This window comes from Halanaerobaculum tunisiense (assembly GCF_054657635.1).
Genome location: NZ_BAAHYI010000001.1, coordinates 100,919 through 124,495, shown reverse-complemented (window position 1 = coordinate 124,495; position 23,577 = coordinate 100,919). Strand labels below are relative to the sequence as shown.

Genomic DNA, 23,577 nt, shown 5'->3' with positions numbered 1-23,577 from the left:
AAATGGAGGAGGAGAGTAGTATGAGTAGTCAGCAGATATTTTTTAATGGAGAATTAGTAGAGAAGTCAGAAGCTAAAGTATCAGTTTTCGATCATGGTTTATTATATGGTGATGGTATTTTTGAAGGGATTCGAGCTTATAATGGTCGAGTTTTTTGTTTAGATGAACATTTAGATAGGTTATATGAATCAGCTAAAGCAATTATGTTGGATATTCCTATGTCTAAAGAGGAAATGCGGGAGAATGTACTTCAGACAATTAGGGCTAATGAGTTAGAAGATGCTTATATTCGATTAGTTGTCTCTCGAGGAGTAGGAGATTTAGGATTAGATCCGGAAGAATGTGAAGAAGCAACTGTAATTATTATTGCTAGTGATATTACTCTGTATCCTGAAGAGTTTTATGAAAATGGTTTAGAGGTAGTTACAGTACCTACTAGGCGGAATATTCCGGAGGCGTTAAATCCAAGAATTAAATCTTTAAATTACTTAAATAATATTTTAGCTAAGATTGAAGCCAATCAAGCTGGAGTTTTAGAGGCAATTATGCTTAATAATGAAGGTTATGTAGCCGAGTGTACTGGAGATAATATTTTTATTATTAAAGATGATAAATTGATTACGCCGCCTACGCATGTAGGAGTTTTAAAAGGAATCAAACGTGGTGTGGTCTTGGAGTTGGCCCCTGAATTAGATCTAGAAGTAGCAGAAGAAGTCTTTACGCGTCATGATTTATATACTGCCGATGAATGTTTTTTATCTGGTACTGCTGCTGAGGTAATTCCAGTAGTTGAGATAGATGGTAGAGAGATTGCTACTGGTCAGCCAGGTGAGTATACAACACAATTGATTAATAAATTCAGACAAGAAGCTACTACAACAGGCACTCCAATTTATTAAGCTATTTAAAGCGCAGCCAGTTATGGTTGTGCTTTTTTTTGTAACTAATAAGTAGAAAAAGTTCTTGTATCTTACAGGTGATAATGTTATAATTTTAAGCAGTTGTTAAATTTAATAACACATATGTGTTAAATAGCGACACACAAAATTCAATTTGAGCAGGATAGCTAAAGGTGGTTATAAATATATGGAAGAACAATTTTACATTGTAGCAGAGAGTGCTTTGTCAGAAGCTATGAAAAAGACTGTACAGGTGAAGGAATTATTAACCACTGGAGAAGTAGAGCAGATTAAAGAAGCTGTAGAGCAAGTAGGAATCAGTCGTAGTGCTTATTATAGATATAGGGATTCTATTTTCTCTTTTACTGAGGAGAGAAAACAAGAACTAATAACTTTATCTTTATTAGTAGTTGATAAAGCTGGAATCTTATCTCAGATATTAACTAAAATAGCCGAGTATAAAGGGAATATTTTGACTATTAATCAAGATATTCCTTTAGCAGAAGTTGCTCATATTACGTTAACTATAGAGGTTAATGATTTAGCGATTACAATTACAGAACTAATAAATAAATTAACAACTATGTCTGGGATAAAAAAAGTAGAAATAGTTACCCAGACTTTTAAAGAAGAATAAGTGTAACAAAAGGAGGAGACTAGTATGGAGGAGATTAAAGTAGGTTTGCTAGGTTGTGGAACAGTTGGTTCTGGAGTTTATAAGATTTTACAGGAGAATGCAAATAGTATTGCTCAAAAATCTGGAGCAGAATTAACAGTAGGCAAAGTATTAGTAAAAGATACTACTAAGCAACAGCCAGTAGATGTAGACCAGGAATTATTAACCAGTGATTTTGAGGAAGTAATTAATGATTCTGAATTAGAGATTATTGTGGAAGTGATTGGTGGAGTTCATCCAGCTAAAGAGTTTGTTTTAAGGTCTTTACGAAGTGGCCGGAGTGTAGTAACTGCTAATAAGGAGTTAATTGCTAAACATGGTAGTGAATTATTAGGTGTAGCTGAGGAGAATGGAGTAGATATTTACTTTGAAGCTAGTGTAGGGGGCGGAATCCCAATTATTAGTCCCCTTAAAGAAGATTTAGCTGGTAATCAAATAACTAAGTTAATGGGGATTGTAAATGGAACTACTAACTATATTTTAACTAAAATGGATCAGGAAGAAGCTGCTTTTAGTGAAGTATTGGATCAAGCTCAAGAATTAGGTTATGCTGAAGCAGATCCTACTTCTGATATAGAAGGTTATGATGCTGCTTATAAATTAGCTATCCTAGCTTCTATTGGTTTTGAATCACGTGTTGATCTGGATCGAGTATATATAGAAGGGATTACAGAAGTTACTAGAGATGATATTTCTTATGCTCAAGAATTAGGCTATAAGATAAAGTTATTAGCTATTGGTAAACAGAATGAAGGGGAGGTAGAAGTAAGAGTCCATCCTACTTTAATTCCTGGTGACCATCCTCTGGCTTCGGTTAATGATGTCTTTAATGCTGTTTTTGTAGAAGGGGATGCCATTGGAGAAGTAATGTTTTATGGTCCAGGAGCAGGACAGATGCCTACAGGTAGTGCAGTAGTAGGTGATATTATTACTGCAGCCCGAAATATTGATTTTGGGGCGCAAGGAAGAATTTCTTGCACTTGCTTTACCGAAAAAGAATTTAAAGAACAATCTGAGGTAGAAACTAGTTTTTATCTCCGGTTAAATGTATGGGATGAACCAGGAGTTTTAGGCAAGATTACTGGTCTATTAGGAGATTATAATGTTAGTATTGAATCAGTGATTCAAAAGGGAAGAAGTGCCCAAGAAGCAGTACCTTTAGTCTTGGTTACTCATCAAGTGACAGAAGGAGATTTAAAGGATGCTTTAGAGGAGATTAAAGGACTAACTGCTGTTAGAAAAGTAGCTAATTTAATTAGAGTAGAGGAATAAATGTAATTGTTCATTAAATAGCGGGGAGGATAAAGAGAGATGGGATTAGTTGTCCAGAAATATGGTGGAAGTTCAGTGGCTAATGTAGAAAAGATCAAACGAGTAGCAACCAGAATTGTCAAAAGAAAGCAAGCAGGAAATGAAGTAGTAGCTGTAGTATCAGCTATGGGAGATGAGACAGATGAATTAATTGAATTAGCGGAAGAAATCACTTCCCAGCCTCCGAAAAGAGAGTATGATATGTTAGTATCAACTGGAGAACAAGTTTCTGTGGCTCTGCTAGCTATGGCTATCAATGAATTAGGTGAGGAGGTTGTGTCCTTAACTGGTTCTCAGGTAGGGATTATTACTGATAATCTTCATAGTAAAGCGCAGATTTTAGAGATTGAATCAGATAGATTAGAACAGGAACTCAGTGAAGATAAGATTGTTGTGGTAGCTGGCTTCCAAGGCGTAACAGTTAATAATGATATTACTACGTTAGGACGTGGGGGTTCAGATACTACTGCTGTAGCAGTAGGTACAGCTTTAGGAGCGGATTTGTGTGAGATTTATACTGATGTAGATGGTGTCTATACTACTGATCCTAGAATTGTTTCTGAGGCTTGTAAATTACCAGAAGTTTCTTATGAGGAAATGTTAGAGCTTGCTAGTTTAGGGGCTGATGTCTTGCATCCTAGATCAGTAGAAATTGCTAAAGAATATGATGTTAAATTAGCGGTTAAGTCAAGTTTTTATTGTAGTTCTGGAACTTATATTAAGGAGGTAACTGAATTGGAAAAGAATAATGTAGTTAGTGGGGTTACCTGTAATCAGGATGAAGTAGAAGTTTCAATGGTAGGAGTCCCTGATGAACCAGGAGTAGCTTCGAAAATATTTACTGAATTAGGTGACCAAGGAATTAATATAGATATGATTATCCAGAATCTTCGTTATGATGATTTAAATGATATTACTTTTACTATTGGAGAAGATGATTTAGATCAGACAAAGACTATCTTAAAGGATTTAGAAAAGAGTTTAGTTTATAAAGAACTGATCATAGAGCAGGATGTGGCTAAAGTGTCTATTGTCGGGGCTGGAATGGTTACTAATTCAGGAGTAGCAGCTGAGATGTTTGAGGCTTTAGCAGAGAGAGAAATTAATATTGAGATGATTAGCACTTCTGAGATTAAAATTTCTTGTTTGTTAAGTAAGGAAGATGCTGAAGAAGCTACCCAAGTTATTCATGATAAGTTTGATTTAGATAATTTACGTGGTCAAGATGATTAAACTACAGGTACCAGCTACTACAGCTAATTTGGGACCTGGGTTTGATACACTAGGGTTGGCCCTTAGTTTATATAATGATTTAGAAGTGGAAGAGATAGATACAGGATTAGAAATTGAAGTAGTTGGTTATGGTACAGAAGAATTACCAACTGATAAAAGTAATTTAATCTATCAGGCAATGACTAGACTGTTTCAGGAAGTTAATTATCAACCTACTGGATTGTATTTAAAATTAACCAATAGAATTCCTCTAGCTAGAGGATTAGGTAGCAGTGCTGCAGCAATAGTAGCTGGTTTAAAAGCAGCTAATTTATTAGCAGGTGAACCACTAGTAAATACTGAATTGATTAATTTAGCTACTGAATTGGAAGGACATCCAGATAATGTGGCTCCAGCCTTATTGGGAGGAGTTGTTATCTCTCATTCAGAGGCTGGACAAGTAGTTTATGACAAGATACTTGCTCCTGATTTACAACTTGTAGTCTGTATTCCTGATTACCAGTTAACAACAGCTGATTCCCGGGCAGTTTTGCCAGATCAAGTCCAATTTGAAGATGCTGCTTTTAATATCAGTCAAATAGGGTTGCTAGTTACTGGGTTACTTAAAAAGGATTATACATTGCTTGCTCGTTCCTTACAGGATAGGATACATCAACCATATCGGCAGGAGTTACTACCTGGTTTTGCTAAGATGACTAAGAGATTAGAGCAATCTGCTTTAGGAGTAGTTATAAGTGGTTCAGGGCCAACTGTAGTAGCTTTGACTTTAGACCAAGCTGATCAGATAGGCGAGAAGATGGTAGCAACTTTTGCTGAAGAGGGGATTAAGGCTGAATATTTAGTAACTAATCCAACTAACAAAGGAATAATTGATGTTTAATTATTGACTCCTTTAGTTGCTGTTGTGACTAAAGGAGTTTTTAGTTTATTACATAGTGTCACCTACGGTGACACAGTCGTGAGCTGTTTGTAGTGAGCCAAGTCAAATTCTTCAATTCAAACCATAGATATAATTCAATGCTTTAGAATATAGGAATTATGAGGATTTTGATTTAGAATTTAAAGATTCTGAATTAGCACATAGCTCATGACTCAAAACAGATAGCTAATAACTGCTATAAATGTGTTAGAGCACACAGTAAAGAGAAGCATAAAAATTTATTATAAATAAAAGAGGAATTTGTGATAAGTTGGTGAAGTTTTATAAACAAATACCCAATTTATTTATTACAGAAAGGTGGAAAAAAATGAAGCTAATTTATTCTCTATTAATTACTATTTTATTAGTAACAGTAATAATTAATCCCGTTTTTGCTGCTCAAAAATATGGAGCTAAAGCTCATGGTATGGGGGGAGCTTTTACAGCAGTAGTTGATGATGCTAGTGCAATTTATTGGAATCCAGCTAGTTTGACGCAGACTAATTTAACTGGAGCACAAGCTAGTTTAGGAGGTCAAGTGGATGATGATATCAGTAAGGTAGCTGATTTTATTGACAAAGTTAAAGATACGGAAGAACTTACACCACAAGATTTAAAAGAGATAGAGTTACCTTCTGATGCTAAGGCTGATTTGGGTGGTATGGTTAATTTCAATCTAAGTAAATTAGCTATAGGAGGAATTGTTAATAATAAATTTAATTTTTCCGGGCAAAATAAAACAGTAAGTGGCAGTGACCATGAAGTTGAAGTGCCAGTAGGGACAGCAACTAATACCTTAGTAGGTCAAGGGGTATTAGGTTATGGAACTGAACTTATTGATCCTCCTATAATAGGTGCTTTATCAGTAGGAGCTACTGGAAAGTTAGTGACTGTTAGGCGAGATGAAGCTACTACAACATTAGATGATGATGATGAGTTAGTTTCAAATTATGATAAAGAAGAGGAAAAAGGGGTTGGAGCTGATATAGGTATTTTGGCTACATTAACTGATACTGATATAGTCAATCTTAAAGCTGGAGCTACAACCAAGAATGTAGTTAATACTATAGATATGTCTAGTAAATTTTTAGATAGAACTACTACTTTAGGAGTAGGAGCTAACTTTAAATTTCCGGTTATAGAGGCCTTTTCTGCTAAAGCAGCCGCCGATTTAGAAATACCGGAAACTGGTGATAATATCAAGCATTTTGGGGTTGAAGGTACTATAGGAAGTTTTTCTTTACGACTGGGGACTTATCAGCAAGGAAGTCAAGATAGTGTATATACTGGTGGCATTGGTTTCAACCTTCCTTTTGTTGATTTCAATTTGGCAGCTGATTCAGAAGACTATGTTAAACTTTCTGGTACTTTTAACTTTTAAGTCAGCTCAATCTAATCTTTTTAGAAAGGAGTGCAGAAATGTCTAATAATAAAAAAGAGCAGAAGATAATAGAAGCAGCTTTAGATTTATTCTCTAAGCAAGGCTATCATAAGACTACTGTAGATCAGATAGCCCAACAAGCTGATATAGCTAAAGGAACGGTTTATTGGTATTTTGATAGTAAAAAGCATCTTTTTATTGGCATCTTATTATCGGGGGTCAAAAATTTACATCAAAGAATTAGAAAGCAAATAGTTCAAGAAGGTAGTACAGTAGATAAGTTATATAAAATTACTGAATCATCTTTAGATTTTTTTAAAGAGGGAGAGAAATTATCAAAAATGTATTACGAAAATGCTGTAGGTATTGATCAGGAGTTTAAAGAACAGTTATTGGAATTAAAACAGGAGATGGTAGTGTTTATTGCTGATGTTATTGCTGAAGGTCAACAGGAGGGGGTTTTATCTACAGAGATCAGTAAACAGGAGGCAGCTAAGTTTTTGTTAGGAATGATTGATACGCATAATCCCCATTTTCATTCTACTGATTTTATAGTTAGTGAGAAGGCTCAACAGATAGTTGATTTATTCCTTAATGGAGTGGGGAACTAATTAATCAAACTAAAAAGTTAGTTAACTTGACAAAGGTAGGAAAAATAGTTATAATGTTGTTGACTAAACAGTCAACTTTTTTATTTACTATCATTTGACTATTCAGTCAAGTAATGCAGGAGGGGTTAGATGAAGAAATATATGAGTGTAGTAGTTGTGTTGGTTTTGGTAGCAATCTCAACAGTAGGATATGCAGCAGAGCAAGAAAAAAGAGTTTTAGATAAAGAAAAAGTAGTGGAGTTTGGCTTACAAAAGAGTAAGAAATTGCAGAAATTACGTCAAGATATAAAAATAGCTCAAGCTAAATTAGAGGGAGCTGAAAGTGCTTTTTATCCTAACTTAGATTTAAATACTAATTATACTAGGTTTGGAGAAGCGCCTAAAACTAATGGATCCAAGGATAAATTTTCTTTTAAGCTAAATCTACAACAACCTATCTTTTTAGGAGGACAATTAAGGTCGGGCTATCAACAAGCTCGCAATCAGTTACAAGTGGCTAAATTGGAGTTCCAGGAGAAAAAACAGGAAGTTAAGTATCAAGTTGTAGAACAATATTATAATGTTCTAAAAATGAAGAAGATGATCCAAGTTAGTCAACAACAGTTAAAGCGGATTGATCATTACTTAGAAGTAGCTGAGACTAACCAAGAGGTAGGAGTAGCTACTAAGACCGATGTGTTACAAGCAAAAGTAAATCAAACTCAAGCTCAACAGAGTTTATTAGAGGCTAAGAATAAACTAGAGACTGCTAAGCTAGACTTAAAAAATTCTTTAAATCTAGCAGATGAAGTAAGATTAGAATTAAGTGATCAGTTGAGTTGGGAACCAGTAAAAGTTACTACTGATCAAGCGTATAAGACTGCTTTAGATAATAGAATTCAGTTTGAATTATTAGATTTACAAGAAAAGAACTTAAAGCTAAATTTAGAACAAATCGAAAATAAGAAAAAGTATCCTAATCTTAACCTAGCAGCTAATTATGAAGCGCAAGATAAAGAGTTTACTATTAGTGATGGTGATTGGAATGTAATGTTAAAGTTAAGCTATAATTTATTTGATGGGGGCCAAAAGAAATCTAAAATTAAAGAATTGACTAAAGAAGTAAATAAGTTTAAAACTAATCAGCAACAGATTAAAGATCAGATTAAACTTCAAGTTAAGCAGACTGTGTTAGATTTACAGGAAGCTAAAGAAAGAATTAACCTGAATAAATTAAATTTAGAAAAGTCGCAAGAAAATTTAGATCAGGTCAAATTAAAATTTGAAGAAGGAATGGTTACTAGCTTACAAATGTTAGATGCCGAAACAACACTTGAACAGATTAAGACAGATTATTATCAAGCCATTTATGATTATAATATGGCTTTAGCTAAGTTAAATAAGATTTTAGGTAAGGAGGTAACTCAATGATTAAAAAATATAAAAAGTTAGTTATTATTACACTTGTTTTGGGATTATTATTAGGAGTCTTTGTTGGTTGTTCTCAAAACGAAGCTACTTCAAATTCTCAACAAAGTTCTAACCAATCGGAAAACAATAAACCGTCTATTCCAGTAGAAGTTGCTAAGGCTGATACAGGAAAAATAAGCAAAAGTATTACTGTAACTGGGGAAGCTAAGCCAGCAAAGTCAGTTAATGTAACTCCTCAATTGCAAGCTCAAGTAGAAAAAGTGGGGGTTGAAGTTGGAGATAAGGTAAAAGCAGGCAATGATTTATTACAGCTTGATCAGGAAGATGTTAAAGTACAATTTGAGAAAGCTGAAGCTGGGTTGGAAGTCGCTAAGGCTAATTTAAATCAAATTTTAGCCGGCACTAGAGATGATGAGATCTCTCAGATCAAAGCTGAATTAAAACGTGCTAAAGCAAATTATGATCAAGCTAAAAAAGATTATCATCGACAACAAAAGTTATTTAAAAAGGATGTTATTTCTGAGCAACAATTAGAAGCAAGTGAAAGTAAATACATAAGTGCTAAGAGTACTTATAAATCAACTAAATTAAAGTTAAAGATAGCTAAAGATGGGGCTACGGAAGAAAAAATTCAGGTTTTAAAGGCTCAAGTTAACCAAGCAAAAAAGAATTTAAAAACAGCTCAAGTAAAATTGGATAAGACTGAGGTTACTGCTCCAATTTCTGGTATAGTAACTCAAGTAGATATTGAAACAGGAGAAATGGCAGCTTCTCAACCTGCAGTTTCTATTGTTGATTTAACTCCAATCAAACTTAAAACTTTTGTTAGTGAGCAAAATATAAATGATTTAGAAAAGGGTCAATCTGTAGAAGTAGATTTTAATGCTTTAGATAATAAATTACAGGGGAAGATTAAAAAGATTAGCCCTAAAATGAATCAACAGCATTCAGGATTTTTAGTAGAAATTACAATTAATAATAGTAAAAGATTAATTAAAGCAGGAATGTATGCTAAGGCTACAATAGAAACTGAAAGTAGTGCGGGGGAATTAGTTATTCCTAAACAATCATTGTTGCAAGAGAATAATAAAAATTATGTGTTTATAGTTCAAAATAATCAAGCAGTACGAAAAGAAGTAACTATAGGACTTACTAATTCTAAAAAAGTGGAAGTTTTATCAGGAATTAATCTAGGAGATAAAATTATTACTGTTGGTTCACAAAAAGTATCCGCTGGAAATGAAGTACGAGTTGTCGGAGGGGGTGGACAATAATGAAGTTCTCCGATTTTTCTGTTGATCGTCCAATAGCGATTACAATGTTTGTACTATTAATTGTAATAATTGGTGGGGTAGCTTTTACTGGATTGCAAGTTCAATTAATGCCTGATTTAGATTTGCCTTTTGTTGTAGTTCAGACACAGTATCCTGGAGCTAGTCCCAAAGAGGTAGAAGAATCCTTAACCGAACCATTAGAAGAATCAATTGCTACAACTGAAGGATTAAATACGATTAGTTCAACGAGTAAAGAGAATGTGTCGACAATTACTTTGGAATTTGATTGGGGTAGTGAAATTAATGCCTCTAAAGCTGACGTTAGAGATAAAATAGATATGATTAAAGATGGGTTACCTGATAAAGCAAAAGAGCCGGTGATTATGCAGTTTGATCCAGCTAATCGTCCAATTGTTAAGGTGTCTTTATCTGGTAGTAATTTAACTTATTTAAAAGATTTGGCTGAAAATAACTTTCAAACGCATTTAGAACAGATATCAGGAGTTGCATCAGTCAATATTTCCGGGGGATTGGATCGAGAAATTCAAATTGAAGTTAGTCAAGAAAAATTGGATGCTTATGGATTAACTTTTGATGATATTTCATCTAGTGTTGAACGTTCGAATTCAGATATGAGTATAGGAAAAGTAGATGATGGTAATAGAGAGCTGGTTGTAACAGGAAAAGGAGAGTTTCAAAGTGTAGACCAAATTAGAAATATTCAAATTACAAAAAATAGTGGAGAACAAGTTAATTTATCTGATATTGCTGTAGTAGAAGACACTCATGCTGAAATAGAACAATATAGCTATTTAGATGGGAAACGGAGTCTCACTTTAGGTATTAAAAAACAGAATGATGCTAATACTGTAGCAGTTGCTGATGGAGTTAAGCAAAAGATTAAAAGATTAAAGGAAGAAGTTCCTAATAATATTGAGGTTAAAGTAATTTCTGATAATTCAGGATTTATTAGAGATTCAATTGCTAGTGTACAGCAAAACTTTGCTACAGGGGCTATTTTAGCAGTTGTTATTTTGTTCTTATTTTTGCGTAATTTTAGAACTACAGTAGTTATCTCAACTGCCATTCCTGTTTCTGTAGTTGCTACACTAGCTATGATGTATTTTGATGGTCTGAGTTTGAATAATTTAACTTTAGGTGGTTTAAGTTTAGGAGTAGGGATGTTATTAGATAACTCGGTAGTGGTATTAGAGAATATTTATCGCCACCATCATGAAGGTTTAGATAGAATTCAGGCCGCGAAAAAAGGTGCCTCTGAAGTAGGAATAGCTATTTTTGCTTCGACAATGACAACAGTAACTGTATTCTTACCGATGGTTTTTGTTGATGGAATTGCTGGCGAGATATTTACTCCTATGTCTAAGACAGTTGCTTTTTCATTATTATCATCATTAGTAGTAGCCTTGACTCTTATTCCAATGTTATCTTCTAAATTATTACGGGTAGAAGTAGACGAGGAAAATACTAGCCAAGGTAAGGTTACTAAGATTTATAAAAAAATATTACGTAGTTGTTTGAAGTGGCGTTATGTAGTGGCCGGAGGTTTAATAATTGTATTGATCTTATTTGGGGTAGGGATGAAAACTAATTTAATCCCTTTAGAAGTTGAGTTTATGCCCAAATCTGATCGAGGAACAGTAAACCTTTATTTTGAATTGGCTCAGGGAACTAAATTAGAAAAGACTGATCAATTTGTAAAACGAGCCAAAGGAAAAATTGAAGATATTTCTGAAATAGAAAGTATATCGAATGAAGCTGGTTCTAATGATAATAATTATGAAGGAGAAATGGAAGTTGATTTAATAGATTTAGAAAAACGAAATAGAGGGGTTACAGAGATAGCAGAAGTTATGCGGACTCGCTTAAAAGATTTAGCAGGGGCTCAAATTAACGTTGTTCCCCAGACTTCGATGATGGGTAAAGAAGGTAAAGGTGGTGGAGCAATTAATATTAATGTAAAGGGTCCTGATTTGGATAAGTTACTAAATTTAGCTAAAAAGATAGAAAATGAAGTTGAAGCGACTGAAGGAACTAGAAATATTGCAATTACTCCCAAAGCTAGTAAACCAGAGTTAGAAATTATTCCTAAGGAAGATTTAGCAAATGAATTAGGGATTACTAAACAGCAATTATTTTCTACTTTAAAGACAGCTGTTGATGGGTCAGATATAAGTAAGTATAAGGAGAATGGAGAAGAATATGATATTAGGTTGAAATTATTGGATGAGCAAAGTGATTCAATTAATAAATTATTAGATGTTAAGGTAAAGTCACCTCAAGGAGGAACGGTACCGTTAACTCAAATAGCTAACATAAAGTATTCTACAGGGCCAAATGCTATAGAACGAGAAGAACAAGAACGTAAATTTACTATTTCTACTGATACTTATCAGCGTAGTTTAGGTGCTGTGTTAAGTGATGTGCAAGGTAGAATTAATAATTTAGATTTACCTGAGGGATATAGTGTTAATTATAAAGGAGATGCTGAAGATATGCGTGACTCTTTTCAAGAATTGGGTCAGGCAATGTTAATGGCTATTGTATTAGTTTATATGGTTATGGCAGCTCAATTTGAATCTTTAGTCCATCCCTTTGTAATTATGTTTACAGTTCCTATTTCATTAGTAGGTGCAGTTACAGCCTTAGCCCTGACTGGAGTAGCATTGAGCATTAATGGATTCATTGGAATTATTATGTTATCAGGTATTGTAGTTAATAATGGTATTGTATTAATTGATTATATTAATACAAGACGTGAATTTGAAGAAAGAGAAAAAGCAATATTAAATGCAGGTCCAATTAGATTACGACCGGTAATGATGACTGCTATGACTACAATGTTAGCGATGTTGCCATTAGCTTTCGGAATTGGAGCTGGAGCTGAAATGCAGCAATCAATGGCAATTGTAGTAATTGGTGGATTATTGCTTGCTACTTTCTTGACCTTAGTAATAGTACCAGTATTTTATGATATTATGGAAGATTTAACCCAAAATGTTACAGGCTTTGTGAGAAATCTGTTACATGGTGACGAGGATAAAGACGAATCATTAGAAGCATAATTTATTTAGTAAAGTGTTAGCTGGATTGAAGTCCAGTTAGCACTTTTTTACTTTATATCAGCTATCTGCTTAAGGGGTTAGATTTTGAATTTAAAGGTTTTGAATTCCTACGAGTCCTTTGGACTCTCCGTGAAAATCTGCTGATCCTACAAGTTTCACAGAAACTTTTCGTGATAAAAAGCATCCGCACACAGCACACGACACATAGCTCACGACTGATTCACTAAAATTTTATAAAAGTTGTATGAATATTTAAACAGGAAACTTGACAAAAGATTCTGAATGTATTAGAATAAACATTGTAAGAGGTCAGACGACTTACGACTGATTAATCTTATAAGCTAATAACAAATAATAAAGTTAATCTATTTAAAAGATAAATTATCATTAGTTTACGGTTAGAATTAAAATATAACTTACATATAACCCTCTATAATTTTTTATTTTAACTGTAGGCTGTAGTTTAATATCTCAATTAATATTTAAGAAATAATTGGGAAATATAAAAATGTCTATTAATTAGTTTGAACAAGGGGGAATCAGTGTGCAAGCATATGATATTATTCAAAGAAAAAAAGAAGGTAAGAAACTAAGCCGAGCTGAATTATCATTTTTAGTTGAAGGATATACAAAAGGGGAGATTCCTGATTATCAATTATCAGCTTGGACTATGGCTGTCTTCTTTCAAGGATTAGATAAGGAAGAAACAGCTTTTTTGACTGAACTTATGGCTCAATCAGGTGATATGATTGATTTAAATCCAATTCAAGGTACTAAAGTTGATAAGCATAGTACTGGTGGGGTAGGAGATACAACCACTTTAGTATTAGCACCTTTAGTTGCTGCTTGTGGGGCACCAGTAGCTAAGATGTCAGGTCGTGGTTTAGGCCATACTGGAGGAACTATTGATAAGTTAGAATCTATTTCTGGATTTAACACTTCCTTGACTCAAAAGGAGTTTATTGCTAATGTAAATGAGGCAGGTTTAGCTGTAGCTGGTCAGACAGGAGATTTGGCCCCAGCAGATAAAAAATTATATGCTCTACGAGATGTAACGGCCACTGTTGATTCTATTCCGTTGATTGCTAGTAGTATTATGAGTAAAAAGATTGCTTCGGGAGCAGATGCTATTACTTTAGATGTTAAAGTAGGTAGTGGAGCTTTCATGAAGGATTATGAGGGGGCGAAAAAATTAGCTAAGACAATGGTTGAGATCGGTAATAATGTAGGTCGCGAGACAAGATCTATTATTTCTGATATGGATCAACCATTAGGCTTGGCAGTAGGAAATGCTTTAGAGGTAGCAGAAGCAATTAAGACTTTGCAAGGAGAAGGGCCAACTGACTTAACAGAGTTATGTTTAACATTAGGTAGTCAGATGCTAGTTTTAGGTGGTATAACAGATAATAGCGAAGAAGCTAGAGAAAAGTTAGAACAGGCTTTAAATGATGGTAGTGCTTTAGCTAAACTTAAAGAAATGATCACTAAACAAGGTGGTCAAGCTAAAGTAATTGATAATCCAAAACTATTACCTCAAGCTGATAACAAATTGGATATTGAGGCTAAGAAGTCAGGTTATATTCAGCGGATTGAAGCTCAAGAGGTAGGCTTAAGTGCTTTATTATTAGGAGCAGGTCGAGAGACTAAAGAGTCAACTATTGATTTAGCAGTAGGGATTAAATTAGCTAATAAAGTAGGAGCTAAGGTGGAAGCAGGAGATAAGCTAGCTACTCTTTATTATAATGATGATGCTAAGTTAGAAGAAGCTAAAGAAAAGTTATTATCTGCCTATCAAATTAGGGCTGAGCAACCCGAAGAAACACCATTAATTTATGAAATTATAGACTAAGGGGGGGGCGAAAATATAATGGATCAGAAATTAAAAGAAAAGTTAATAGAGGAAGCTCGGCAGACAAGAAAGAATGCGTATACCCCTTATTCTAACTTTAAAGTTGGTGCTGCTTTATTAACAAGTACAGGAGAAATTTTTACTGGATGTAATGTTGAGAATTCTGCTTATGGTTTAGCTAATTGTGCTGAACGAACAGCTATTTTTAAAGCAGTCTCAGCAGGACACCAGGAGTTTGAAGCTTTAGCTGTAGTAGCTGATACAGACCAGCCAACATCACCTTGTGGATCTTGTCGGCAGGTAATTAGTGAGTTTGGCCCGGATATTAAAGTGATTATGGCTAATTTAGCTGGTGATTCAATTACTAAAGAAATTAGTGAATTATTATGGGGAGCATTTGGAGCAGAGGATTTAGACGATTAAACCAAAAACTTAAATTTAAATAGAGAGGTGTTTTAGTTATGCCAATTCATATTGAAGCTTCGGAAGAAGAGGTAGCAGATATTGTTTTATTACCTGGTAATCCAGAACGAGCTGAGTATATGGCAAATAAGTTTTTAGATAATGTTGAATTATATACTGATTATCGGAAGATGTATGGTTTTACTGGTCAGTTTAATGGAGTAAAAGTCTCGATTCAGACAACTGGAATGGGAGTTCCTTCTACTGCTATTATTTTAGAGGAACTGCAGATGTTAGGAGCTAAAACATTAATTCGAGTTGGAACTTGTGGGGCGTTGAGAGAGGATTTAGACCAAGCAGATTTAATTATTGGCCAATCAGCTGCTAGTTCAGGTACTACTATTAATCAATTAAAACCTGATGTTAATTTAGCACCTACAGCTGACTTTGAATTAATCAATGATTTATATCAAAGTGCTCTAGATTTAGAAATACCAACTCATGTAGGGCAAATTGTTACTTCTGATTATTTCTATGGTAAGAATGAATACTATACAGATGTTCTTGAAAAATTAGCTGACTATGGTGTTTTAGGAGTGGAGATGGAAACAGCAGCATTGTATAATTTAGCTGCTAAGTATGATTTAAGGGCGGCAACAATATTAACTGTTTCAGATCATGTCTTTACTCAAGTAAGAGCAGATAAAGAGAAAATTCAACAGGGTGTAGATCGAATGACGAATATGGTATTGGATACTGTAACTAAATTGTATGGCTAATAGTTTATATAAAATGGCTTAATTGAATAAATTTTCTTACTAATATACGCTAGTAGTAAATTAATAAGGAGGAAGAGTGATGAGAAATGTTTTAGTTTCTACTTTATCTGGTATGACAGTAGGAGCTTTATTTTCTTTTCTTAAACTACCAATCCCTGCTCCTCCTACATTGGGAGCAGTTATGGGAGTGGTGGGCATTTATTTAGGTTTTATGTTAGTTCAGACTGGATTTTAAAAGAGGTGAAATAATGGAAAATGAAGAAATAGCTAGTACTATTGATCACACTATATTAAGTGCTGACGCTACAGCAGAGGAAATTATAGAAAAATGTCAAGAGGCAATTGGATATCAATTTGCTTCTGTATGTATTAATCCGAATTATGTATCATTAGCTAGAAAAGAGTTAAAAGATAGTTCTGTTAAAGTTTGTACAGTGATTGGATTTCCTTTAGGAAATACTCTTTCAGAAGTAAAAGCCTATGAAACTAAAAAGGCTATTGAAAATGGAGCACAAGAGGTTGATATGGTAATTAATCTAGGAGCTTTAAAGTCTGGAGACTGGGCTTTAGTTAAAGAAGATATCAAAGCAGTAGTTGAAGCAGCGGGACAGGCCATAACTAAAGTGATTATTGAAACTTGTTATTTAACACAACAAGAAAAGAAGAGGGTTTGTCGGCTTGCTAAGGAAGCAGAAGTTGATTTTGTTAAGACTTCTACTGGTTTTGGTACCGCAGGTGCAACGTTAGAAGATGTTAAATTAATGAAGAAAATTGTAGAAAAAAAAGTAGGAGTTAAGGCTTCTGGAGGCATAAAAAATAAAAAAGATGCTCAAGATATGATAGAAGCTGGAGCCGATAGGATTGGTGCTAGTTCAGGAGTTGAAATTGTAACTGGTCAAGAATCTACAAGTAGCTATTAATAGAATTTTAGGTTCTGTTAGATATCCTATAAGATAGTAGTTATTGTTAATAAATTAATATAATTTATTACTTGAATTTAAGATAATATTTTCAATGAATAAGGGGATGTCTAATAACCAATAACTATTAATAAGCCTCTTTACCCTAATAATATATAATCTAAGGAGGCTATTAATATGACCAAATTTATTGGAATCATTGGAATTTTTGTTCTACTAGGAATTGCTTATGCTATTTCAGAAAATAGAAGTGAAATCGATCTACATCCAGTTATTGGTGGGATATCACTCCAGCTAATTTTTGCTTTGCTTATTTTGAAAGTCCCTCTAACCAAGGCAGGTTTTGAAAAGTTAAGTGATGGTGTGGTTAAGATACTAAGTTTTTCTAATGATGGGGCTGATTTCCTCTTTGGTTCCTTAATGGATTCAGGTGCATTTGCTTTATCTGTAATTCCTACAATTATCTTCTTTTCTTCTCTAATGTCGGTCTTATATTATTTAGGTGTTGTTCAAAAAGTAGTCAAAATTATGGCTCAAATTATGAAAAAGGTTATGAATCTAAGTGGAGCTGAGTCTTTATCTGCTGCAGCTAATGTATTTGTAGGACAGACGGAAGCTCCTTTAGTAGTCAAAAGATATGTACCGGATATGACTCGGTCTGAGATTATGGCTCTAATGACTGGTGGAATGTCTACTGTAGCTGGTGGAGTGATGGCTGGTTATATTGGTATGGGGATTGACGCTGGTTATTTATTAGCAGCTAGTATTATGTCTGCTCCGGCAGCTTTGGTAATGGCTAAAATCATTGTTCCAGAGACTAAAGAAGCGGCTACTTCCGGTGAAACAGAAATTGATTTAGATGTTGATAATGCTAATTTGATTGATGCAGCAGCGGAAGGTGCTAGTGAAGGATTACAGTTAGCTTTAAATGTAGCAGCTATGTTACTTGCTTTTGTAGCTTTAATTGCTTTGATTAATTATCCGTTAGATCTTTTAGGAACTAGTTTAGAGGAAATTTTAGGTTATATTTTTGCTCCTTTATCATTTGTTATGGGAGTACCAGTAGCTGATATTCAGGAAGTAGGAAGTTTGCTAGGTCAGAAGATGGCTATTAATGAGTTTGTAGCTTATGCTAGTTTATCAGAAATGCTTGAAGCTGGTAAGTTGGCTGCTAAGTCAGAACTAATTGCCACTTTTGCTTTATGTGGTTTTTCTAACTTTTCTTCTATTGCAATTCAGGTAGGAGGTATTGGTAGCTTAGCTGAAGAACGAAGAGGCGAAATTGCTGCTTTAGGTATTAGAGCTTTAATTGCTGGTTCATTAGCTACTTATATGACTGCTACTATTGCTGGAATGTTGATTTAATAAATATATTTTAATTACTTCCGAGATACTTTCTCAAGGTTACATCCTTACTACTTATTAATAATAGTATACTATTATTAAACTATATTTATAAATGCAGTTTATGGAAATTTATTTCCTCCTATTAACATAGGAGAGGCTTTCTTTCCTTTATTTCGGTAACAAAGAATTTTAGTTTTGAATTAGAAAGTAGCAATTAAAAGACCTAATTTTTAGTATAATAAACTATAGGGAGTGATACTATGAAATTTTTTCTTGATACTGCTAATTTAGACCAGATTAACGAGATAAATAATTTAGGTGTAATTGATGGCGTGACAACTAATCCTAGTTTAGTAGCTAAAGAGGGAGATGTAGACTTTCATACAAGAATTAAAGAAATCTGTGAATTGGTAGATGGCCCAGTAAGTGCTGAGGTAATAAGTACAGATGCAGAAGGAATGATTGAAGAGGCAAGAGAATTAGCAGGATTAGCATCTAATGTAGCAGTTAAGATACCGATGACTGAAGAAGGATTAAAAGCAGTTAATACGTTAGAGCAAGAAGGGATCAAGACTAATGTTACTTTAGTATTTTCAGCTAATCAAGCTTTATTAGCAGCTAAAGCTGGAGCAAGTTTTATCAGTCCCTTTGTAGGTAGATTAGATGATAGAGCTCATGATGGAATGAAGTTAATTGAAGAAATCAACCAGATTTTAACTAATTATGATTTAGATAGTGAAATTATAACTGCTAGTATTAGAAGTCCTCGCCATGTAAAAGAAGCAGCTTTAGTGGGAGCAGATATTGCTACTATTCCTGCTAGCATAATTAAGAAGATGTCTCAACATCCATTGACTGATATTGGTATTGAGAGATTTTTAGCTGATTGGGAAGAGGCGCAAGAATAATAATTTAAGAAGGAGGCTAATAATGGACGTTAAAGAAGCTATTGCTAAGCGAAGAAGTATAAGAAATTTTAAATCTAAGGAAGTTGCGACAGAGAAAATCAATGAAGTTTTAAAGGCAGGACAATTGGCTCCATCCGGGAGTAATTTACAGCCTTGGCGATTTGTTGTAGTTGAATCAGAAGAGATAAGAGAAAAATTAGAAGGGGCTACTCTTGATTTTGTAGCAGAGGCTCCAGCAATAATAGTTTGTTGTGTTGATTATAACTCACTTAAAGAGAGAAAGAAAAGATTTGTTGAATTACAAAAGGCAGGGGCATTTGCTGGAACTGATTTAACCAAAGTTGACCCTTCAAGTTATAAAAGTGAAGAACGGGATGAAGAAGAAATAAAACGATATTTGCACTTAAATTGTGCTATAGCAATTGAAAATATGACTTTACAAGCAACAGAATTAGGATTAGGTAGTTGCTGGGTGATGATGTTTAATGAACAGAAGGTGACTAAATTATTAGATTTAGATGATAATCTTGATGTAGTTTCTCTACTGCCGATTGGTTATCCTGATCAAAATCCTGAGCGGAGACCTAGATTGGATTTAGAGGAACTTATAGTGGATAGGGTCTAGTTAATACTATCGTGTCAGTGTGAGGAATCCGTGTGAGTAAGGTCAAAAGCTAATTATTCAAGAGTTTGAAATTACCCCCCACACCCACACTCATTCCCGACACAATATATCAATAAAGTTATTAGAAACTAATTAATGCCTTTACCTGATAGGAGTTAATCTGACTCAGGAAGGCATTTTTTTCTTTTTTGATTCATGTTTATAGTTGGAATTGAGTATAAATAGATTGAAGCAAGGGAGTAGTGGATAAAAATCAGGAGATTGAGAATAAAAGAAAGGATAACATCCTAAAAGTGGGGATCAGTATGTTTTTAGTCAAGGACAAAATTGTACTAAGTATGTCAGTAATTAGATTTATCTCCGGGATAATTGAGTTATTAGCAGCTTGTCTTATCTTGAAGTTTGATTCGCGAGTTATTGCTTTTCAGATTAATTCATTTTTAGCATTAGTTGGCCCAGTAGTAATGGTTACTGCAACTAGTATAGGGTTGATAGGATTAGCTAGTAAATTTTCTATGCTCCAGATGACAGTTATCATCTTAGGGGTAGCTTTAATTTTTCTAGGGATGAAATTATAATTAATAAGGAGTGGTTCAGTGAGTACGGAAGAGAAGGGTTGGGGGCTGGATTTAGAGTTTCCACTAGTAGGAAGAGAGCAAAAGCCAAGACAACATGGTTTGACTATGGTTCTGGATAAAGGTTTAGGATTAAGAGCAAGTAAGGATTTATTAGAGTTAGCTACAAGTTATATTGATTTTTGGAAATTGAGTTTTGGTACTTCAGCTTTGTATCCTAAAGAGAGTTTACAAGATAAAATTGATCTAATTACTTCCCAAGAGATCGATATTTATCCTGGAGGGACTTTTTTAGAGGTAGCAGTTAATCAAAATCAGGTCGAGGAATATTTACAGAAAGCTAAAGAGTTAGGTTTTACAGCTATAGAAGTTTCTGATGGTACTATTAATTTGCCAACAAATTTAAGAAGTAAGATTATTAAGCAAGCTAGAAATCTAGGATTTAAAGTTTTATCAGAGATTGGAAAGAAGGATAAAAGTAAATCATTTAAGACTGACCAGATGATCAAACAGCTCAAACAGGATTTAGCAGATGGAGCAGATAAGGTGATTATTGAAGCTAGAGAATCAGGAACTGGTGTTTCTATTTATGATCAGCACGGTCAAGCTGATGAGTTTAAGTTGAAGAAATTATTATTAGAAACTCCAGATCATACTGATATTATCTGGGAGACTCCACTAAAGAAACAACAAGTTTACTTTATTAATCTTTTGGGGAATAATGTTAATTTGGGTAATATAGCTCCTGAAGAAATCTTAGCTGTAGAATCATTACGGAATGGATTACGTGGTGATACTTTCAGGACTACTATAGAGGATACAGAGACAGAAAATTTATTTATCGAGATGGATTTGTAATTGATTGATAATTGATTGGTAATCAGCTACAATAATAAGTAACTAGTAATTTTAATTGACTGGAGTGTGATAAGATGGAATTAGATGTTGTATTTTCTGCTGACAAGATTACTGATAGCGCTATAACAGGAAAGGTAACAGTAGTAATTGATGTTTTAAGAGCTACTAGTACTATTGTAACAGCTTTAGCTAATGATGCTTTAGAGGTATTACCTGTAGTTAGTATCCAGGAAGCTAATTTATTGGCTAGTAAGTTAGATCAAGAATATTTAGTAGCAGGAGAGCGCCAGGGAGTTAAGATAGACTATTTTGATTTAGGTAATTCCCCTTGTGATTATACAGCTGATCAGGTAGCGGACAAAAGAGTAGTTTTAACTACTACTAATGGGACTAAATGTTTTGCTAGATTAGATGAAGCAAATGAAGTGCTAATTGCTTCCTTGTTGAATTTAGAGGCAGTAGTGGCTAGGTTACAACAAGAGTCAGAAGTAGTCTTTTGTTGTGCTGGGGTAGAAGGCCAATTTGCCTTAGATGATTTTGTTACAGCTGGTAAAGCAATCTCTTATTTATCCTCTATACAACAGACAACATTAAGTGATAGAGCGCAAGCTGCTTGTGATTTTTATGACTATAATCAGGATCAGATATTGACTGTACTTAAAGAGTCGGCTAGTGGACAGAATTTAATTAGTTTAGGGAAGGAAAAAGATGTTGAGTTTATAGCTAATAGTCCAGAAATGGATATTCTTCCTGTCTATAAAAATGATAGGATTAAAATTCAATAGTTTCAATTTTATTGCTACCGGAGTTATCCGGTAGCTTTTTTATTGTGGAATTGCTATAAAGGGTTGGTGATTATGCATAAAATTATAGATTGGTTAAATAATATAATTAAGTAAGAGGAGGTAAAATATGTGTTAAATAAAATATTTCGATTATTCAATTACTTAAAGTTAAAATACTTAGATGATACTAGTAATAATTCTAAGAGTAAGGAGCGAAATACAAAAATTCCTGACTCAACTAGGATTATTAAAGAAAAACTACAGAACCAGATATTTTCTGATAGTAATGATTTTATTTTACGTAAGTTTAATATGGGAAAAGATTCTCAGATTAAGCTATTGATTACTTATTTTGATGGGTTAGTTGATAGACAGTTAATTAGTAATGATATTTTAAAATCACTAATGGTAGAATCTAGAATGACAGAATTAGATGCAGAATTGAATCAGTCTACTATACTAAATATACTAAAAGAAAATTTAATTAGTGTAGGTGAAGTTAAAGAAGTTAAAGATTTTAAAGAGACAATTAATGCTATTTTAGCTGGTGATACTATTATTTATATAAATGGTAGGCAGACTGCTTTAAGAATAGGAACAAGAGGTTGGGAATCTCGGGGAGTAGAGGAGCCAAATACTGAATCAGTTGTGCGCGGACCAAGGGCTGGTTTTACTGAAACCTTGCGGACTAATACAGCTCTTCTTCGTCGCAAGGTAAAGAGTCCTAAACTGAAATCAGAGATGATGACTTTAGGAGAATATACTAACACAGAGGTTTGTATCTGTTATATTAAAGATTTGGCCCATAATGATCTTGTTGAGACTGTTAAACAAAGATTGAAACAAATTAAAACAGATAGTATTTTAGAGTCTGGCTATATCGAGGAATTTGTAGAGGATGCCCCCTATTCTATCTTTTCTACAGTAGGAAATGCTGAAAAGCCAGATGTAGTTGCTGGTAAAATTTTAGAGGGTAGAGTGGCTATTTTATGTGATGGAACCCCTTTTGTTTTGACGGTTCCTCGTTTATTTATTGAAAATTTTCATTCCAGTGAAGATTATTATACAAGCCCTTTTTTTGCTACTTTGACGCGGATGTTTAGATGTATAGCGATAGTATTAACTATTGCTTTACCTGGTTTTTATGTAGCTTCTGTTAATTTTCATCAGGACTTAATTCCTTTTAAATTATTATTAACAATTACTTCTTCTCGAGAAGGAATTCCTTTTTCTGCCTTTACAGAGACTTTCTTAATGGGACTAGCTTTCCAATTATTACAGGAAGCAGGCGTTAGAATGCCTAGACCTATTGGACAAGCAGTGAGTATTGTAGGTGGGTTAGTCCTCGGCCGAGCTGCTGTTGATGCAGGGATTGCTAGTAATCCAATAATAATGATAACTGCTCTAACAGCTATTACTAGCTTTATCCTTCCTTCTTTAAGGGGAGTTTTGCCAATAGTACGGATTATAGTACTTATTGTTGCTAGTATTCTAGGTTTTATGGGGATGGCCTTAGTAATACTAGCCTTTTTTATCCATCTTTGTACTATTAGGTCTTGTGGTGTACCTTATTTAGCCCCTTTAACCCCTGTTAAAGGAATGGATCTAAAGGATAGCTTTATTAGAGTTCCTATTTGGTCTATGTGGATGAGACCAATGTCTTTGATGGAGGAGAAGAGGGAACAACCTAATCATAGAATGGAATTTGATATTAGAAAAAGAGAGGATTAAG

At 34.1% G+C, this 23,577-nt stretch carries 22 protein-coding genes; all 22 read left to right on the top strand.

Annotation, left to right across the window (positions count from 1 at the left end):
* Positions 1-20: 20 nt before the first annotated feature.
* The 22 genes from ilvE to ACYQ3D_RS00480 all read left to right on the top strand — a co-directional run bounded on the left by ilvE (position 21) and on the right by ACYQ3D_RS00480 (position 23,576).
* A complete protein-coding gene (ilvE, locus tag ACYQ3D_RS00585) occupies positions 21-899 on the top strand; it encodes a branched-chain-amino-acid transaminase (protein WP_459834998.1) in 879 nt (292 codons plus the stop codon).
* 187 nt (positions 900-1,086) lie between these two features.
* Complete coding sequence (locus tag ACYQ3D_RS00580; RefSeq protein WP_459834996.1) at positions 1,087-1,536, top strand: ACT domain-containing protein; 450 nt, start codon at positions 1,087-1,089, stop codon at positions 1,534-1,536.
* Positions 1,537-1,560: 24 nt separating this feature from the next.
* Positions 1,561-2,847, top strand: coding sequence for a homoserine dehydrogenase (locus tag ACYQ3D_RS00575; RefSeq protein ID WP_459834993.1), 1,287 nt, complete (start codon positions 1,561-1,563; stop codon positions 2,845-2,847).
* 39 nt (positions 2,848-2,886) lie between these two features.
* Complete coding sequence (locus ACYQ3D_RS00570) at positions 2,887-4,119, top strand: aspartate kinase (protein WP_459834990.1); 1,233 nt, start codon at positions 2,887-2,889, stop codon at positions 4,117-4,119.
* Positions 4,112-4,999: a homoserine kinase gene (gene thrB / locus ACYQ3D_RS00565; RefSeq protein WP_459834989.1), complete on the top strand. Its 888-nt coding sequence runs from the start codon at positions 4,112-4,114 to the stop codon at positions 4,997-4,999. The genes ACYQ3D_RS00570 and thrB overlap by 8 nt, the downstream gene beginning before the upstream one ends.
* A gap of 367 nt (positions 5,000-5,366) precedes the next feature.
* Positions 5,367-6,419 carry a hypothetical protein gene (locus ACYQ3D_RS00560; RefSeq protein ID WP_459834987.1) on the top strand — a complete coding sequence of 351 codons (1,053 nt, stop codon included), beginning with the start codon at positions 5,367-5,369 and terminating at the stop codon, positions 6,417-6,419.
* A 38-nt stretch (positions 6,420-6,457) separates the two neighbouring features.
* Complete coding sequence (locus ACYQ3D_RS00555) at positions 6,458-7,030, top strand: TetR/AcrR family transcriptional regulator (RefSeq protein WP_459834985.1); 573 nt, start codon at positions 6,458-6,460, stop codon at positions 7,028-7,030.
* Positions 7,031-7,159: 129 nt separating this feature from the next.
* A complete protein-coding gene (locus ACYQ3D_RS00550) occupies positions 7,160-8,440 on the top strand; it encodes a TolC family protein (protein WP_459834983.1) in 1,281 nt (426 codons plus the stop codon).
* Positions 8,437-9,714: an efflux RND transporter periplasmic adaptor subunit gene (locus tag ACYQ3D_RS00545; protein ID WP_459834981.1), complete on the top strand. Its 1,278-nt coding sequence runs from the start codon at positions 8,437-8,439 to the stop codon at positions 9,712-9,714. Before ACYQ3D_RS00550 ends, ACYQ3D_RS00545 begins: the two co-directional genes overlap by 4 nt.
* Positions 9,714-12,797 carry an efflux RND transporter permease subunit gene (locus ACYQ3D_RS00540; RefSeq protein WP_459834979.1) on the top strand — a complete coding sequence of 1,028 codons (3,084 nt, stop codon included), beginning with the start codon at positions 9,714-9,716 and terminating at the stop codon, positions 12,795-12,797. Before ACYQ3D_RS00545 ends, ACYQ3D_RS00540 begins: the two co-directional genes overlap by 1 nt.
* Positions 12,798-13,341: 544 nt before the next feature.
* On the top strand, positions 13,342-14,646 hold the full coding sequence (locus ACYQ3D_RS00535) for a pyrimidine-nucleoside phosphorylase (RefSeq protein ID WP_459834977.1): 1,305 nt from the start codon (positions 13,342-13,344) through the stop codon (positions 14,644-14,646).
* A gap of 18 nt (positions 14,647-14,664) precedes the next feature.
* Positions 14,665-15,069 (top strand): cytidine deaminase, encoded by a 405-nt coding sequence (locus tag ACYQ3D_RS00530; RefSeq protein WP_459834975.1) that lies wholly within the window; start codon positions 14,665-14,667, stop codon positions 15,067-15,069.
* Positions 15,070-15,107: 38 nt separating this feature from the next.
* A complete protein-coding gene (locus ACYQ3D_RS00525; protein ID WP_459834973.1) occupies positions 15,108-15,827 on the top strand; it encodes a DeoD-type purine-nucleoside phosphorylase in 720 nt (239 codons plus the stop codon).
* Between the two features lie 79 nt (positions 15,828-15,906).
* Positions 15,907-16,062, top strand: coding sequence for a XapX domain-containing protein (locus tag ACYQ3D_RS00520; RefSeq protein WP_459834971.1), 156 nt, complete (start codon positions 15,907-15,909; stop codon positions 16,060-16,062).
* Between the two features lie 13 nt (positions 16,063-16,075).
* Positions 16,076-16,747 (top strand): deoxyribose-phosphate aldolase, encoded by a 672-nt coding sequence (deoC, locus tag ACYQ3D_RS00515; RefSeq protein WP_459834969.1) that lies wholly within the window; start codon positions 16,076-16,078, stop codon positions 16,745-16,747.
* Between the two features lie 177 nt (positions 16,748-16,924).
* Entirely contained in the window at positions 16,925-18,112 is a 1,188-nt protein-coding gene (locus ACYQ3D_RS00510; protein ID WP_459834967.1) for a NupC/NupG family nucleoside CNT transporter, read from the top strand.
* Positions 18,113-18,354: 242 nt separating this feature from the next.
* Positions 18,355-19,002, top strand: a complete 648-nt coding sequence (fsa, locus tag ACYQ3D_RS00505) for a fructose-6-phosphate aldolase (RefSeq protein WP_459834965.1) — start codon at positions 18,355-18,357, stop codon at positions 19,000-19,002.
* A 22-nt stretch (positions 19,003-19,024) separates the two neighbouring features.
* Positions 19,025-19,627: a nitroreductase family protein gene (locus ACYQ3D_RS00500; protein WP_459834963.1), complete on the top strand. Its 603-nt coding sequence runs from the start codon at positions 19,025-19,027 to the stop codon at positions 19,625-19,627.
* Positions 19,628-19,869: 242 nt separating this feature from the next.
* Positions 19,870-20,205, top strand: coding sequence for a YqhV family protein (locus ACYQ3D_RS00495; RefSeq protein WP_459834961.1), 336 nt, complete (start codon positions 19,870-19,872; stop codon positions 20,203-20,205).
* An 18-nt stretch (positions 20,206-20,223) separates the two neighbouring features.
* The gene (comA, locus tag ACYQ3D_RS00490; RefSeq protein ID WP_459834959.1) at positions 20,224-21,060 is read left to right on the top strand and encodes a phosphosulfolactate synthase; all 837 of its coding nucleotides are present in this window, start codon (positions 20,224-20,226) and stop codon (positions 21,058-21,060) included.
* A gap of 74 nt (positions 21,061-21,134) precedes the next feature.
* Complete coding sequence (locus ACYQ3D_RS00485; RefSeq protein ID WP_459834957.1) at positions 21,135-21,845, top strand: 2-phosphosulfolactate phosphatase; 711 nt, start codon at positions 21,135-21,137, stop codon at positions 21,843-21,845.
* Between the two features lie 129 nt (positions 21,846-21,974).
* Positions 21,975-23,576 carry a spore germination protein gene (locus tag ACYQ3D_RS00480; RefSeq protein ID WP_459834954.1) on the top strand — a complete coding sequence of 534 codons (1,602 nt, stop codon included), beginning with the start codon at positions 21,975-21,977 and terminating at the stop codon, positions 23,574-23,576.
* Position 23,577 lies beyond the last annotated feature (1 nt).